This window comes from Arthrobacter sp. FW306-1B-F12A, from assembly GCF_058781865.1.
The window spans coordinates 54487-67386 of the sequence record NZ_JBYSXD010000012.1; the positions used below are offsets into that span (position 1 = coordinate 54487).

At 62.9% G+C, this 12900-nt stretch carries 14 protein-coding genes; 10 read left to right on the top strand and 4 right to left on the bottom strand.

The annotated features are described in order from the left end of the window. Nucleotide 1: 1 nt before the first annotated feature. Entirely contained in the window at nt 2-316 is a 315-nt protein-coding gene (locus AC3WJU_RS08475) for a hypothetical protein (RefSeq protein WP_306963817.1), read from the bottom strand. Nucleotides 317-434: 118 nt separating this feature from the next. Between AC3WJU_RS08475 and AC3WJU_RS08480 the strand changes: the two genes are divergently transcribed. The 10 genes from AC3WJU_RS08480 to AC3WJU_RS08525 all read left to right on the top strand — a co-directional run bounded on the left by AC3WJU_RS08480 (nt 435) and on the right by AC3WJU_RS08525 (nt 9490). After that, a complete protein-coding gene (locus AC3WJU_RS08480) occupies nt 435-1253 on the top strand; it encodes a COG4705 family protein (RefSeq protein ID WP_492259638.1) in 819 nt (272 codons plus the stop codon). Between the two features lie 172 nt (nt 1254-1425). Next, complete coding sequence (locus AC3WJU_RS08485) at nt 1426-2586, top strand: extracellular solute-binding protein (protein WP_306963814.1); 1161 nt, start codon at nt 1426-1428, stop codon at nt 2584-2586. After that, on the top strand, nt 2583-3545 hold the full coding sequence (locus AC3WJU_RS08490) for an ABC transporter permease (RefSeq protein WP_253257217.1): 963 nt from the start codon (nt 2583-2585) through the stop codon (nt 3543-3545). Before AC3WJU_RS08485 ends, AC3WJU_RS08490 begins: the two co-directional genes overlap by 4 nt. Then, the gene (locus AC3WJU_RS08495; protein WP_492259639.1) at nt 3545-4408 is read left to right on the top strand and encodes an ABC transporter permease; all 864 of its coding nucleotides are present in this window, start codon (nt 3545-3547) and stop codon (nt 4406-4408) included. The genes AC3WJU_RS08490 and AC3WJU_RS08495 overlap by 1 nt, the downstream gene beginning before the upstream one ends. A 32-nt stretch (nt 4409-4440) precedes the next feature. Continuing rightward, nucleotides 4441-5520, top strand: a complete 1080-nt coding sequence (locus AC3WJU_RS08500; RefSeq protein ID WP_059388265.1) for an ABC transporter ATP-binding protein — start codon at nt 4441-4443, stop codon at nt 5518-5520. Next, nucleotides 5517-7064, top strand: coding sequence for an inositol monophosphatase family protein (locus tag AC3WJU_RS08505; protein WP_492259640.1), 1548 nt, complete (start codon nt 5517-5519; stop codon nt 7062-7064). The genes AC3WJU_RS08500 and AC3WJU_RS08505 overlap by 4 nt, the downstream gene beginning before the upstream one ends. After that, nucleotides 7045-7893, top strand: a complete 849-nt coding sequence (locus tag AC3WJU_RS08510; RefSeq protein WP_492259641.1) for a DUF6454 family protein — start codon at nt 7045-7047, stop codon at nt 7891-7893. Before AC3WJU_RS08505 ends, AC3WJU_RS08510 begins: the two co-directional genes overlap by 20 nt. Nucleotides 7894-7949: 56 nt before the next feature. Continuing rightward, nucleotides 7950-8126 carry a hypothetical protein gene (locus AC3WJU_RS08515; RefSeq protein ID WP_172465532.1) on the top strand — a complete coding sequence of 59 codons (177 nt, stop codon included), beginning with the start codon at nt 7950-7952 and terminating at the stop codon, nt 8124-8126. 144 nt (nt 8127-8270) lie between these two features. After that, nucleotides 8271-8573 (top strand): DUF4193 domain-containing protein, encoded by a 303-nt coding sequence (locus AC3WJU_RS08520; RefSeq protein ID WP_059388261.1) that lies wholly within the window; start codon nt 8271-8273, stop codon nt 8571-8573. A 371-nt stretch (nt 8574-8944) separates the two neighbouring features. After that, nucleotides 8945-9490: an AMIN-like domain-containing (lipo)protein gene (locus AC3WJU_RS08525; protein WP_284989467.1), complete on the top strand. Its 546-nt coding sequence runs from the start codon at nt 8945-8947 to the stop codon at nt 9488-9490. Between the two features lie 71 nt (nt 9491-9561). Here the strand turns inward: AC3WJU_RS08525 and AC3WJU_RS08530 are convergent, their stop codons facing one another. The 3 genes from AC3WJU_RS08530 to flgL all read right to left on the bottom strand — a co-directional run bounded on the left by AC3WJU_RS08530 (nt 9562) and on the right by flgL (nt 12900). After that, nucleotides 9562-11127, bottom strand: coding sequence for an APC family permease (locus AC3WJU_RS08530; protein ID WP_284989468.1), 1566 nt, complete (start codon nt 11125-11127; stop codon nt 9562-9564). A 502-nt stretch (nt 11128-11629) separates the two neighbouring features. Beyond that, nucleotides 11630-12016, bottom strand: coding sequence for a flagellar assembly protein FliW (locus AC3WJU_RS08535; protein WP_307052715.1), 387 nt, complete (start codon nt 12014-12016; stop codon nt 11630-11632). Further along, nucleotides 12013-12900 (bottom strand): flagellar hook-associated protein FlgL, encoded by an 888-nt coding sequence (gene flgL, locus AC3WJU_RS08540; RefSeq protein WP_492259642.1) that lies wholly within the window; start codon nt 12898-12900, stop codon nt 12013-12015. Before flgL ends, AC3WJU_RS08535 begins: the two co-directional genes overlap by 4 nt.

Sequence of the window (12900 nt, forward strand, 5' to 3'; positions counted from 1 at the left end):
CCTAAGTTGAGCGTCGGTTGCGCGCTTGGTGCGCCAGTTGGATGAATCCGTAGATGAAGGCGGCCTCGATGAGCACCATCAGTCCGAGCCACAGCAACTCGCCGGTGCCGATGAAGTCGATGATTCCGACGAAGACCAGAACGGTTCCGAGGACCAGAGTGTAGACGGCGAAACCAAAGGCCACCCTTGCGCTCCGCACGCCCGTCTGGAAGCCAAAACCCAAGGGTTCTCCTCCCGGATAGCCCTGGACGCGATCGTGTCCCGCGGGCTTGAGCCTGTCGAACTCTTCCCAAGGATCCTGATCCTGATCGGCCATGGTTCCATTATCCCGCGAATGGCGCGGGGTGGCTTGGGGGACGCGTTGCCGTGTCAGGGCGAGGGCCCCACGCGTCACATTCGGGAAACGCTCGGGAAAGCCCTGAACAATGGGGGCCATGATGCCCGAAGAACTCACCGCTAGCCCGCGGGCCAAGGACACCGTAGCTGCTGGCGATCGACTGCAGAAAGCCGTCGCCCGAGCTTCCGCCTCGAAAGTACCCGAGGTGACCGTCTTGTTCTGGGTAGTGAAGATCCTCACTACCGGGATGGGCGAAACCACGTCCGATTTCCTGGTGCACAGCTTTGAGCCCGAGATCGCTCTGGGCCTCGGATTTGCGGCGTTGGTAATTTCGCTGGTCCTCCAGTTCCGCGTCCGCCGCTACATCCCTTGGGTGTACTGGACCGCCGTCGCGATGGTCAGTGTGTTTGGGACCATGGCTGCGGACGCTGTCCACGTCGGACTTGGCGTCCCCTATCTGGCGTCGACCCTCTTCTTCACCGCGGCTCTCGCTGTTGTCTTCCTGCTCTGGCACCGGAACGAGAAGACCCTTTCCATCCATAGCATCACCACCCGGCGTCGGGAGGCTTTCTACTGGGCCGCTGTGCTGACAACCTTCGCCCTCGGCACGGCTACCGGGGACCTGGCCGCCTACTCGCTGGGCCTCGGTTACCTCGCCTCGGGCGTCATGTTCGCGGTTGTCATCGCTGTCCCGGCACTGGCCCACTGGCGTCGCCTGCTGGCGGCGATCCCGGCCTTCTGGTTCGCGTACATCCTGACCCGGCCATTGGGGGCGTCCTTCTCCGACTGGACCGCTGTTTCTCCTGACCGAGGGGGACTCGACTGGGGAACCGGCCCGGTCAGCCTGGCCCTGGCCGCGGCGATAGCGGTCCTGGTCACGTTCCTGACGATCGGTTGGAAGCGAGCCCGCAAGTAGGGCGATCCACTGCAAAACGTTTCGTGCTGTTGTTCGTATGTCCTGACATATTTGCGTTAATTCTTCCTCGGGTTAACCCCGGATTCATGGGCCATGACCCACTCCTTCACCTTGCCCTTGGATGGTAGTTCCTGCCCTTGGGGGACTTTTCGGTTCAAGATGAAGGAACACCATGACCAACCGCTTTCTAGCAGCGGCCGCCGTCGCCGTTGTTGCAGCCACCGCTGTGACCGGCTGCGCTCAAAGCAGCACCGCAACGGCCCAGAACAATGGCGCCAGCGCATCCCCGGACAAGACGATCACCGTTTTCATCAGCGGGGACACGAACGTCCAGAACCTGTGGGAAAAGAGCCTTGTTCCCGCCTTCCAAAAGGCCAACCCCGGCTACAACGTGAAGGTCACCCTCGATCTGCACGGCGAGCACGATTCCCAGACCCTGGCGAAACTGACCAGCGCCACGGAGCAGAACAAGGAACCTGACTTCGACCTCGTCGATGGCGGCTTCGTTTCCAAGGCTTCCGCAGCCAATCTGCTGACCTCCGTGAGTTCCCAGACCATTCCGGCATTGAACGATGTCCCGCAGGACGTCATCAAGGCCGGCGGCACCGGTGGCATCCCGTACCGCGGCTCCGCGGTGCTCCTCGCATATGACACCAAGACGGTTGCCACTCCGCCGAAGACCCTCGACGATTTGCTCGCCTGGATCAAGGCAAACCCGGGCAAGTTCACCTACAACTCGCCCAAGTCCGGTGGGTCCGGCGGTGCATTCGTTGCCACCGTTTTGGACAAGTTCGTTCCGGCCGACGCCCGCGCCAAGATGACGGTGGGCTACGAGAAGGATCTCGAGAAGTACTGGGACCAGGGCTTCGCGACGTTGAAGGACCTCAACTCGTCCGTCTTCCAGGGCGGCGTCTACCCCAACGGCAACCAGCAGACCCTTGACCTGCTCGCCAAGGGACAGATCTCCATGGCTCCGGTGTGGTCTGACCAGTTCATCACCGGCTTGACCAACGGCCAGATCCCGTCCACCGTGAAGGCCACCCAGATCAGCAACCCGTCCTTCACCGGCGGTGCGGCGTACCTGGGCATTCCCAAGTCCTCGCCCCGCCAGGAAGCGGCGCTGAAGCTTGCAAACTTCGTCCTCTCGCCGGACGCGCAGACCATGATCATCAAGGAGATGTCCGGTTTCCCGGCCATCAGCCTGGACAAACTTCCGGGTGATGTGAAGGACAAGTTCAAGGACGCAGACACCAACAACCTGCGCAAGGGCTACTTCGACCAGATGGGTAAAGACCTGAACAACCTCTGGGACCAGAAGGTTCCCGGCCAGTGACAACCACGCTTCACAAGCCGGCGGAACTGCAGCAAACAGTTCCGCCGGCTCGTACCACGCGCCCCAAGCGCCTGGGCCAGCGCGCCGTCGGGTTCTTCATGGCACTGCCGCCGATCCTGTTGATCGCGATCTTCGTCGGCTTCCCGATCATTCTCGCGTTCGGCTTCAGCATTGGCTTGACCGGCGGGTTGAACCACACCATCGCCACCATTGGCCAGAACGTGCACGAGGCGGACGCCTGGTGGGGAACGCTGGCCGCGTACCAGGAGATGTTCACCAACAAGCGTTTCCTCGGGGACCTCCTGGTCACCGTCATCGTGACGCTGGTCAGCACGGCAACGGTCATCTTCCTGGCCTTGGGCATTGGGCTCTACCTCAAGCTGAAAGGCGGTCGAATGGCCCGCCTCCTTTCCGGACTGGCGATCGTGCCGCTCTTCATCCCGGTGGTCATCGCCTCGTGGGCGATCCTGACCTTCTACTCCGGCACCGGTTTCCTCCGGAGCGTCTTTGCCCTCTTCGGGCTTGACTTCCCCGTGTGGGCCTTCACCATGGTCACGGTCATCATCGGCTCGGTCTGGACTTCCCTGCCTTTCGCCGTGCTCATGGTCTCCTCCGGACTGCAGTCCGTGCCGAACGCCATGATCGAAGCAGCCCGCGACGCCGGTGCCGGGTCCTTGCGCACGATCGTTTCGGTAATCGTTCCGATGGCGGCAGTTCCCATCATCATTGCGACGACGTTTACGGCCATTGGAATTGTTGGATCGTTCACGGTCCCGTACTTCACCGGGCCCAATTCACCGAACATGCTCGGAGTGGACATGTCCAACTACTTCTCTGCCTTCAACCAGCCACAGCAGTCCGCGGTCATGGCTTTCACTGTCTTCCTGATTGCCTCCGGAATCGCCGCGCTCTACGTGTGGGCGAACTTCCGTTCCGCCAAGGAACAGGGGAAAGTCTGATGGCTCTCCCTACCGGATCCCCGGTTGGGTCCCGCACCCGCCGGCCGCTCACGCTGGACTCGATTGTCCGCAGTGCGCTGGTGGGCCTGTTCGTGGTCCTCATGATCGTTTTCATCCTTGGCCCGCTGCTCTGGCTCGGCGTTCGTGCTTTCGCCGGCAACTGGACCTTCCCCAACCTCCTTCCCGATGACTGGACATTGCGCTGGTGGCAGGTGGTGGTCAACGACGGCGCGCTCGGAATCGCGGTGCAGAACTCCTTGTTCTTCGCCCCGCTGACGGTCCTTGTGTCTTCGATCATCTGCTTGCCCGCCGCCTACGCCTTCGCCCGCTTTGATTTTCCCGGACGCCGTTTCTTCCTGATCAGCCTGTTCGCGACCAACGCCTTCCCCAAGATGGGCTTGTTCGTCACCCTCGCTGCGCTCTTCTACGCCTTGAACCTGATGAACACGGTGCTGGGAATCCTCGTGGTGCACGTGCTAGGCACCGTGGTGTTCATGACGTGGATTCCGGCGGCAGCGTTCGCTGCCGTGCCGCGGAACCTTGAGGAAGCAGCCCGCGACGCCGGAGCCTCCACATTGCGTGTGTTCGCTTCCGTGACCCTCCCCATGGCCCTGCCCGGGATTGTCGTCGCGGCCGTGATGTCCTTCCTGGCGTCCTTCGACGAAGCACAAGGAACGTATTTGGTGGGTGCACCGGCCTTCATGACCATGCCAACGCAGATGTACAGCCTGGTGCTGAACTACCCCACCCAGGTGGCTGCCGTCTTCTCGATCCTGCTGGCGATCCCCTCCGTGGCCCTCATGCTCGCGGCGCACAAGCACATCCTCGGCGGCCAGCTCGCCGAAGGCTTCCAGATCAAATAGCGCATCGCGCTCAATGTTCAGACAGAGAACCCATGACAATCCATGAACCGTTGACTGAATCACCCGCCAGCCCCACGAAGCCGGGCACTCCGGCGTCGGGCGGTGGCCTGACCATCCGCGGCCTCCACAAGATCCTCGGCGGCCGCACCATCATCGACAACCTCGATCTGTCGGTAAAGGAGGGCGAGCTGGTGTCCTTGCTGGGGCCCTCCGGCTGCGGCAAGACAACGACGCTGCGCATGATCGCCGGGTTCCTGGAGCCGGACTCCGGTTCCATTGAGGTGGAAGGCCAGGAGGTCTCGCACCTCGGCGCGGAGAACCGCCCCAGCGCCATGGTGTTCCAGAACTACGCGCTGTGGCCCCACATGACCGTGGCCAAGAACGTCGGCTTCCCGCTGAAGCTCCGCAAATTGTCCAAGGCTGAGATCAAGGGCAGGGTGGAAGCCGTCCTGGAGTTGGTCAGCCTTTTGCACCACACGGATTCCAAACCGGCACGCATCTCCGGCGGCGAGCAGCAACGCGTGGCATTGGCCAGGGCCCTCGTCCAGGAGCCGAAGCTCCTGCTCCTTGACGAACCCTTGAGCAACCTGGACGCGAAACTACGTGTCAAAGTGCGCGAAGACATCCGCAAGATCCAGCAGGAACTGGGCATCACCACGGTCATCGTCACGCACGACCAGGAAGAGGCGATGTCCATGTCGGACCGCATCGCCGTCATGAATGCGGGCCGGATCGAGCAATACAGCACCCCGGAAGCGCTCTATGCCCGCCCGGAAACCGAGTTTGTCGCTACCTTCATCGGAAGCATGAATCGCTTGGAAGGCTCGCTCGACGGCGGACTCATCACTGCGGGCCCGGACATTCTCGGGATCCGGCCCGAGGACGTCATCCTGGCAGACGCCCCCTTCGCAGGTGCTGTGCCGGCGACCGTCGAGAGGGTGGTCCCGCGCGGACACTTCCAGGAAGTGTACGTGCGCAGGGCCGACGCCCGGCTCCGCAGCTTTGTCAGCGGAGAGCTCATGCAGCCCGGCCAACAGACATATGCGGGGATCCGCAAGGCCATGACCTTCCGGGACGGACGCCTGGTAGGAGAGGCAGGTGCCGCACTGTGAGCAACACGATCGACACCAAAAGGACCCGGGCCGCGGCCCATCGGGGCGACTCCAGCAAATATCTGGAGAACACCTTGCCCGCCATCGCGTCAGCCATCGACGCGGGTGCGGACCTCGTGGAAGTGGACGTCCGGGTAACGAAGGACGGGCAGGTGATCCTGCTCCACGATGCCTCGCTGCTCAGGATCTGGAGCCTCGATGCGGACGTTGCAGACGTCGACTATGACCGCATCAGGCAACTGGGCGCCGGTGAGGAACGTATTCCCCTGCTATCCGAAGCCTTTGAGCTCTTTCGCGACAGCCGGTCAACCTTGCTCATCGACATGGACGAGCCCGGCCCCGCGAAGGCGACTGCCGCCGTCGTACGCGAAAGCGGCATCGAGGTGGCCTGGTGCGGGAACCTGGACGGGATGCGGATCATCCGCGCCCTCGATAAGGATGCCCGGATCTGGCTGCCTTGGAGCAAGAGGACTGCCCCGCCGGAGGAGTTGCTGGCCGAACTGGGTCCCGAGTTCGTCAATTCCGAGCACGTGGTCCTCAGCAAGGGCATGGTGGAACAGATCCACGCCGCGGGAGCCAAAGTAGCGTGCTGGACCGTGGACAACCTGGAAACCATGCGCTGGGCATTGGGACTCGGCGTAGACTCGATCACGAGCAACCAACTGGACCTGTTGCAAAGCGCCATCGCCGAAGACCCACAGGCATGGACTTCGGCCCAGGCTCCCGGAGGACTGGCCGGAGACGAAGTCCTTGAGTCCCGGAAAGTCGCGATGGAGCTGGCCGAATGGGCCGTCGGATACATGCGCGACGCCGATCGCGGCCTGGTCTCAACCAAGGCGCACCCTGCCGACCTGGTCACGGAAGTCGATGTCGCCGTCGAGCGCCACGTCCGCGAAGTGATTGCAGCCCGCCTTCCGGGCCACACAGTGGTTGGCGAGGAAATGGGCGGAGTCGCCGTGCCCGGCGCACCGTGTTGGTACCTTGACCCCGTCGACGGGACCACCAATTACGTAAACCAGATTCCGTGGACGGCGTTCTCGCTTGCCTTGGCCGTGGACCGCAAGCCCGCGGTCGCCGTCGTCGCAGATCCCTGGCGTGGCGAGATTTTCGAGGGGTGGGCCGGTCACGGTGCGTGGCTCAACGGAAAGCCGCTGTCGCTGGCTTCCGCGGGAGTTCCGACGTCGGCCCTGGCCGGAACCGTGGTGGCGACCGAACTCGCGGGGCACTTGCCGTGGCCCGGGATGCTGGAACTGCTCGCGGAGCTGGGCGAGCGGCACAGCATCATGCGGATTATGGGTTCAGCGACCATGACGGTGGTGGGCGTAGCTGCCGGGCGTGGTGCGGGAGCGATCATCGGGTGCTTCAGCCCGATCGACCACTTGGCGGCGACGCTCATTGTTCAGGAGGCCGGTGGCGTCGTCCTCAATTCCGAAGGCGAGATGGACACGTTCCCGGAAACCGGCGGGGTCCTTGCGGCCCGTCCGGAATACGCGGCCGAGCTTTACGAGCTGTGGAGGCAGGCCCATGCCGATGCGGGGGACTGAGCTTCTCGCCGCTCTTTTCGCACTCGACCGGCGGAGCTGCTTCAAGCTGGTCGGGGAGATCAGCCTCGACTTTCCGACCCACCACCCGCAGGGCATGGCCTTCGCCAAGGGACTCACGTTCTTGTCCTCCGTTGAGATCCTCGATGCGCCGCGCCCCGCGGCGGATCCGGCACTGCGGACTCCGGGGCGGGGGAGCGGGCACGTGTTCGTCCTCGGGCCGGACGGTGGGCTGCTTCGCGATATTCCCGTGGGCGAGGACGCGGCGTATCACCCCGGGGGTATCGATTTCGACGGCGACCACGTCTGGGTTTCCGTCGCCGAGTACCGGGCCGCGAGCAGAAGCACCATCTATACGATCGATCCGGGCACCTTCGAGGTCCGCGAGCGGTTCCGGGTGGAGGACCACATCGGTTGGATCGTGCGCGATCCCGGACTGGACCTGGTGTTCGGCGGAAGCTGGGGTTCCCGGCAGCTCTACATCTGGGACACGGAAGGCCGGCTGGTGGATCAGTGGGAGAACCCTGGCCACTTCGTCGACTACCAGGATGCCCAGCTCCTCGGTCCGGGACTTCTGCTGTGCAGCGGGATTTCCCTGTTGCCGCAGGTTGATGGTGGTGTCCTTGAACTCGGAGGGCTGGCCCTGGTGGAACCGCTGCGGCAAAGAATCACGTGGGACGTGCCCATCGGCGTGTTCAGCGGCGCCGGTCACGTCATCACCCGCAACCCTGTCACCGTCACTGCGGATGAATCCGGGCTGCTGATTCACGCGGCGCCCGACGACGGCGACGACGACGGCGGCACGCGGATACTGAGCTATAGGATCATTTAACACGGCTGTGACAGAGCGGAAACGGGTCTTGAACCGGGCCTCGATAGCGTGGCCGCATGATCGTATCCATCATGTCCAAGGTGAGCGCCTGGATCGAAGCTGCCTACTTCTACGACGCTGCCGAGCTGGGGGCCTCCGGAGCCACTGAAACCACCCGCTACGGTTGGCTCCCGGCGCTCAGCGGTGTGGCCATTGCCGACGCCCAAGCGCGGAAAATCCGCGTCGTAGAGTAGCGAAAACCCCCGGGATTCCGGGGTTCTTACGTGGCCAAATGTCTTGTTGAACACACTATTCGTTGACGGCGTGTACTATGCCCTAAACTGCTTCACTGAGGTGCCTGAAATGGCACTATGCAGCAACGAAAGTGAACCACACCAATGGCTACCGATTACGACGCCCCACGCAAGACCGAAGAAGAGTCTCCCGCCGAATCGCTCGAGGCCCTTCAGGCATCGCGCGGCTCCGGTGCCCAGACTGCTGTCATCGACATCGACGAGAACGACACAGCCGAGGGCATCGATCTTCCGGGCGCCGATCTGTCCGGCGAAGAACTAACCGTCATCGTTGTCCCGGAGCAGTCCGATGAATTTACGTGTTCATCGTGCTTCCTGGTCCGTCACCGCTCGCAGATCGCGCTGGAAAAGAACGGCCTCAAGTACTGCCGCGACTGCGAAGGCTAAACCCCGCACGCAAATCAGCCTCGCACGACTGGAATCCAGCAACCCCAAACCAGTCGGGCGGGGCTTTTGCATGCGTAGGCCCATCGATTGCTCCGTAACTGTCGTTCTGAGCGTTCAAAACGACAGTTACGGAGCAATCGATGCCGGCAAGCGCTCCGACGTCGTTATCCGTGATAACGAACAGAGGCGCGAGACGGCGCCGAAACCCCGGAAAACCGCGGAAAGCAGACCGTTGAATCACGTCCTCGTGACCCTTCGCGAAGCCTGTTAACAGTTGGGCGCCGAAGCGGATACGAAGCTCTCTCAAGGGGCCGGACGCTCCTACGCTTGAGGTATCGGATCGCTCAAGAATTCAAGGGGAGTGGGCCCAAGTGAGAAGGTTTTACGCGTGGTTGGCAGCTTTGGTAGTGGCCGCCGGGCTTGGTCTAGTGGTTCCAGGGGAAGCGTCGGCAGCCCCGTATTGCGGGATCGCGTGGGGATCGTTGGCGAAGTCAAACCCCGCGCTGACCCAAGCGCAAGTGGTGAATGTCCGGACGGGGCAGCAACCGTGCTTTGACCGCCTGGTGATCGACCTGAATGGCGCCGTTGCCGGCTATTCAATCCGCTACGTTCCACAAGTACTCCACGATGGCTCGGGACTTCCCGTCGAGCTGAGGGGCAATGCGTTCCTGCAAGTCACGGTCAACGCCCCCGCCTATAGTTCCAGCGGCAATGCCACGTACAACCCGGCCGACAAGAACGAGCTCACGAACGTCTCGGACTACAAGACTTTCCGGCAAGTGGCCTTCGCGGGCAGCTTCGAGGGATACACGAGCCTTGGCCTGGGTGTCCGCGCCCGGCTCCCCTTCAGGGTCTTCACGCTGGCCGGTCCGGGAACGGGATCGCGGCTGGTGATCGACGTCGCGCACATGTGGTGAAGCAACTACAACAGAAGCCCTGCTCCGGGTGATGCCGGAACAGGGCTTCTGCCACGCTGAGAGTTGCTGGCTTATTCGGGAACCACGAGGGCCGGTGTGTCCTTGCGAAGGGTTTCGCCGCGGAAGAAGCCGGGACGGACGCGGGCCATGATCACCATGACCACCGCTCCGAGGGCCAGGATGCCCACGCCGATGATGAATACGAGGCCGACGCCGAAAATCTCGGAACCGCTGCCGAAGTCGGGGGACCAGCTGTCCACCGCCGTCTGGATGAAGACGAGGGTCAGAACCACGCCGCCGATCACCGGGAAAAGCAGCCGCATGAAGAAGTTGCGGACGCTGCTGAATACGCTGTGCCGGAAGTACCAAGCGCAGGCAAAGGCGGTCATTCCGTAGTAGAAGCAGATCATCAAGCCCAGAGCCAGGATGGTGTCGTTGAGGACATTCTCGCTGACAACCTTCATGATCGCGTAGAACCCGCCGGAGATAGCCCCGGCCATGATGGTTGCGAATCCGGGGGAACCGAAGCGCTTGCTCACGGAGGAGAACTTCTGCGGAAGGGCGCCGTAGTGACCCATGGCGAGAAGGCTTCGGGCGGGAGAGGCCATAGTGGACTGCAGGGACGACGCTGTGCCTGCGAGTACGGCCAAAGACATGAGGATGGCCAAAGGACCCATCACAGGGGACGCCAACGCGGCGAAGATATTGGACTGGTTGTCCGGGTTGTTGAGCCCGATGCCGTCCCCACCAACGCCAGCCACCATCATGGTTGCGACGATTACGGCGACGTAGAGACCCAGCACTGCGATCGCCGTCGTGGTGCCCGCCTTGCCGGCAGTACCCTTGCCGCCCTTGGTCTCTTCGTTGACCGTCAGGCAAACGTCCCAGCCCCAGTAGACGAAGACCGCGAGGGACATGCCGGCAGCGAACTGCTCAAAGCTGCTGATCTTCGTGGGGTCGAACCAGTCCCAACTGAAGGCGATAGCCGTCGGGGTGTCGCCGGAGGAGGCATGGGTGAGGGCCATGACGATGAACACGCCCAAGACCACTACCTGGAATCCCACCATGGCGTACTGCACGAGTTTGGTAGCGTGAAGTCCCCGGTAGCTGACCCAGACAGCCAGTGCCACGAAGGCCAGGCACGTGGCGATGTTCAAGGCTTTGTTGGAAGTGAGGTCGGCAAGATCGGGGTTGCCGAAAACCTGGGCGAGGAAGAGGTAGAAGAAGTCCACCGCGACGCCTGCCAGGTTGGAAAGGACGATGATGTTCGCGGCAAGCAGCCCCCAGCCGCCCATCCATCCGATGAAGGGGCCGAAAGCCTTGGTTGCCCATGTGAAGGTGGTGCCGCTGTCCGGCGAGTCTGCGTTGAGCTCCCGGTAGGCGAACGCCACGAGGATCATCGGGATGAAGGCGACGATGAAGATCGCGGGGAGTTGCAGGCCTACCGCGTTGACCGCCGGGCCCAGTGAGCTGGTGAGGCTGTACGCGGGCGCCACGGAAGAAATACCAAGGACGACGACGGCGAGGAGCCCCAGCTGCCCCGTCTTGAGTCCTTTGCCGCTGATGCCGTGCTCGGTGCCGGCGGGATCGTGGGCCTCCACGGTTTTCCTGGCGCTTGGGCGGGTTATTTGAGTCATGTGCTTGGCTCTTTCTAGATGGGCCGAAGGTTGTTGCTGGGTGTTGCAGTGAAAGCCGTCTGCGGGGTCATCGAAGCTGATGGCGGGCGGGGGAGGTTGGGGCGCCCGGGTAGGTGGTGCAGATCATGATGGCTGTTCTCCGGTGAGACGGGAGTCACTAAATGAATGACGTTCATTTAGTATGGACGGGGAGAAGCCCTGGCGCAAGTGGTTTGACCAAACAATTTTGGTTCGGAGTGGAACTTCTGAGCGAGCGTCTGCCGGAAACGGCCTAAAAGTGAGCGAGCGTCGGCCGGAAACGGCCCAAAAGTGAGCGAGCGTCGGGGGAGGCCCAGCGGGTTTAGCGATCCGCGATCCTGGGATCCCCGCGGCTCCCCGCGGCTCAAGAAGGGACGCTCGCTCACATATGGGGCCAAAAGCGGTGACGCCCGCTCAGATCATCTGAGCGAGCGTCTGCCGGAAGGGACCCAAAAGTGAGCGAGCGTCAGGGGAGGCGTGCTTCTTAGGCGCTCAGCTCGGCCCGGAGGGGGTATTCCTTGCTATCGAGGAGAAGCTGCGTGCAGCGTCCGGTCTCCGGGTTCAGCACGATCGGGGCCGCGAGATTTACCGTGGTCTTCTCCGGGCTCGGGTTGACCACCACCAACGTGGTTGCCAGCTCAGCCCGGTCCAGGCCGAGATCGTCCAGTGTCGAGCGGGGGATGGCGGGCGCGTAGTCCGGAACGTATACGACGGCCTCGGCCAGGAACATCCGGATCCGCGGGCTCGCCGACTCCATCGCGTAGAGCCCGGGGGCGCCGTCGATTCCCCGCAAGGCGAAGCCGTCGGACGCTTCAAGCCCGGGCATGGGCGCGGTGAAGCTCAACGCCCGGGAAGCCTGTGCGGTGCTCATTTCAGGAAATCCATGAGCGTGGGCTGGAGCGTCTTGGCGGTGACCGCGAGGGCAACCTGGTAGTTGGTTTCCTGCAGCTTCAAGTCCATGACGACCTTTCCGATGTCTGCGTCTTCAATTCCGGAGCGCTGTGCGTCCAGCGAGGCCTTTAGTCCGTCGACGGAGTCCTGGGCGCGCATGAGCTTAGTCTGCCTGGCACCGGCGTCCGCGCGTCCGTTGACAACCGACTTGATCTTGTCGCCGATCGCCGTCAAACGCCCGCTGACATCCGCGCCGGAGCGGATATCGGCGACGACGTTGCTCACCAAAGCGAAGACGGAGCCGGCGCCGTCACCGAAGATCGCACCGCCGTCGGCGTCTACCCGCACCGTCTGTGTCGCGTCAATCCGCCGTTCCACTGTGCTGCCTGGCGTTCCGTTGAAGACCGGTGGCGTGGCGTTGCTGAACGCGCCGGCGGAATCGGAACTCCCGGCGAAGACATTGCGGCCCAGGTACTGCGTGTTCGCCTGGGCCAGGAGGTCCTTGTTGAGGCCTTCGATTTCGACGGCGATCGCCTCCTTGGCGTTGCTGTTCAGGGAACCGTTGGCAGCCTGGACCGTCAGGTCACGGACCCGGTTGAGGATGTTGGTGGCCTGCCCGAGGGCGGAATCGGCGGTGGTCAGCCAACCATTGCCGTCGTCGATGTTGTTCGAATACTGTCCGGCGGCACTGAGCTGGCTTTTCGTGGCGAGCAGGTTCGCCGTGGCCGCGGGATCGTCGGAGGGCCTGGTGATGTTCTTGAGGTTGCTGGCCTTGTCCTGCAGCGCGGCGAGCTTGGCCTGCCCGGCCTGCAGGTTCAGTTGCGCGGCCGCGGACATCGTTTGGTTCGTTACACGGTTCAGCAT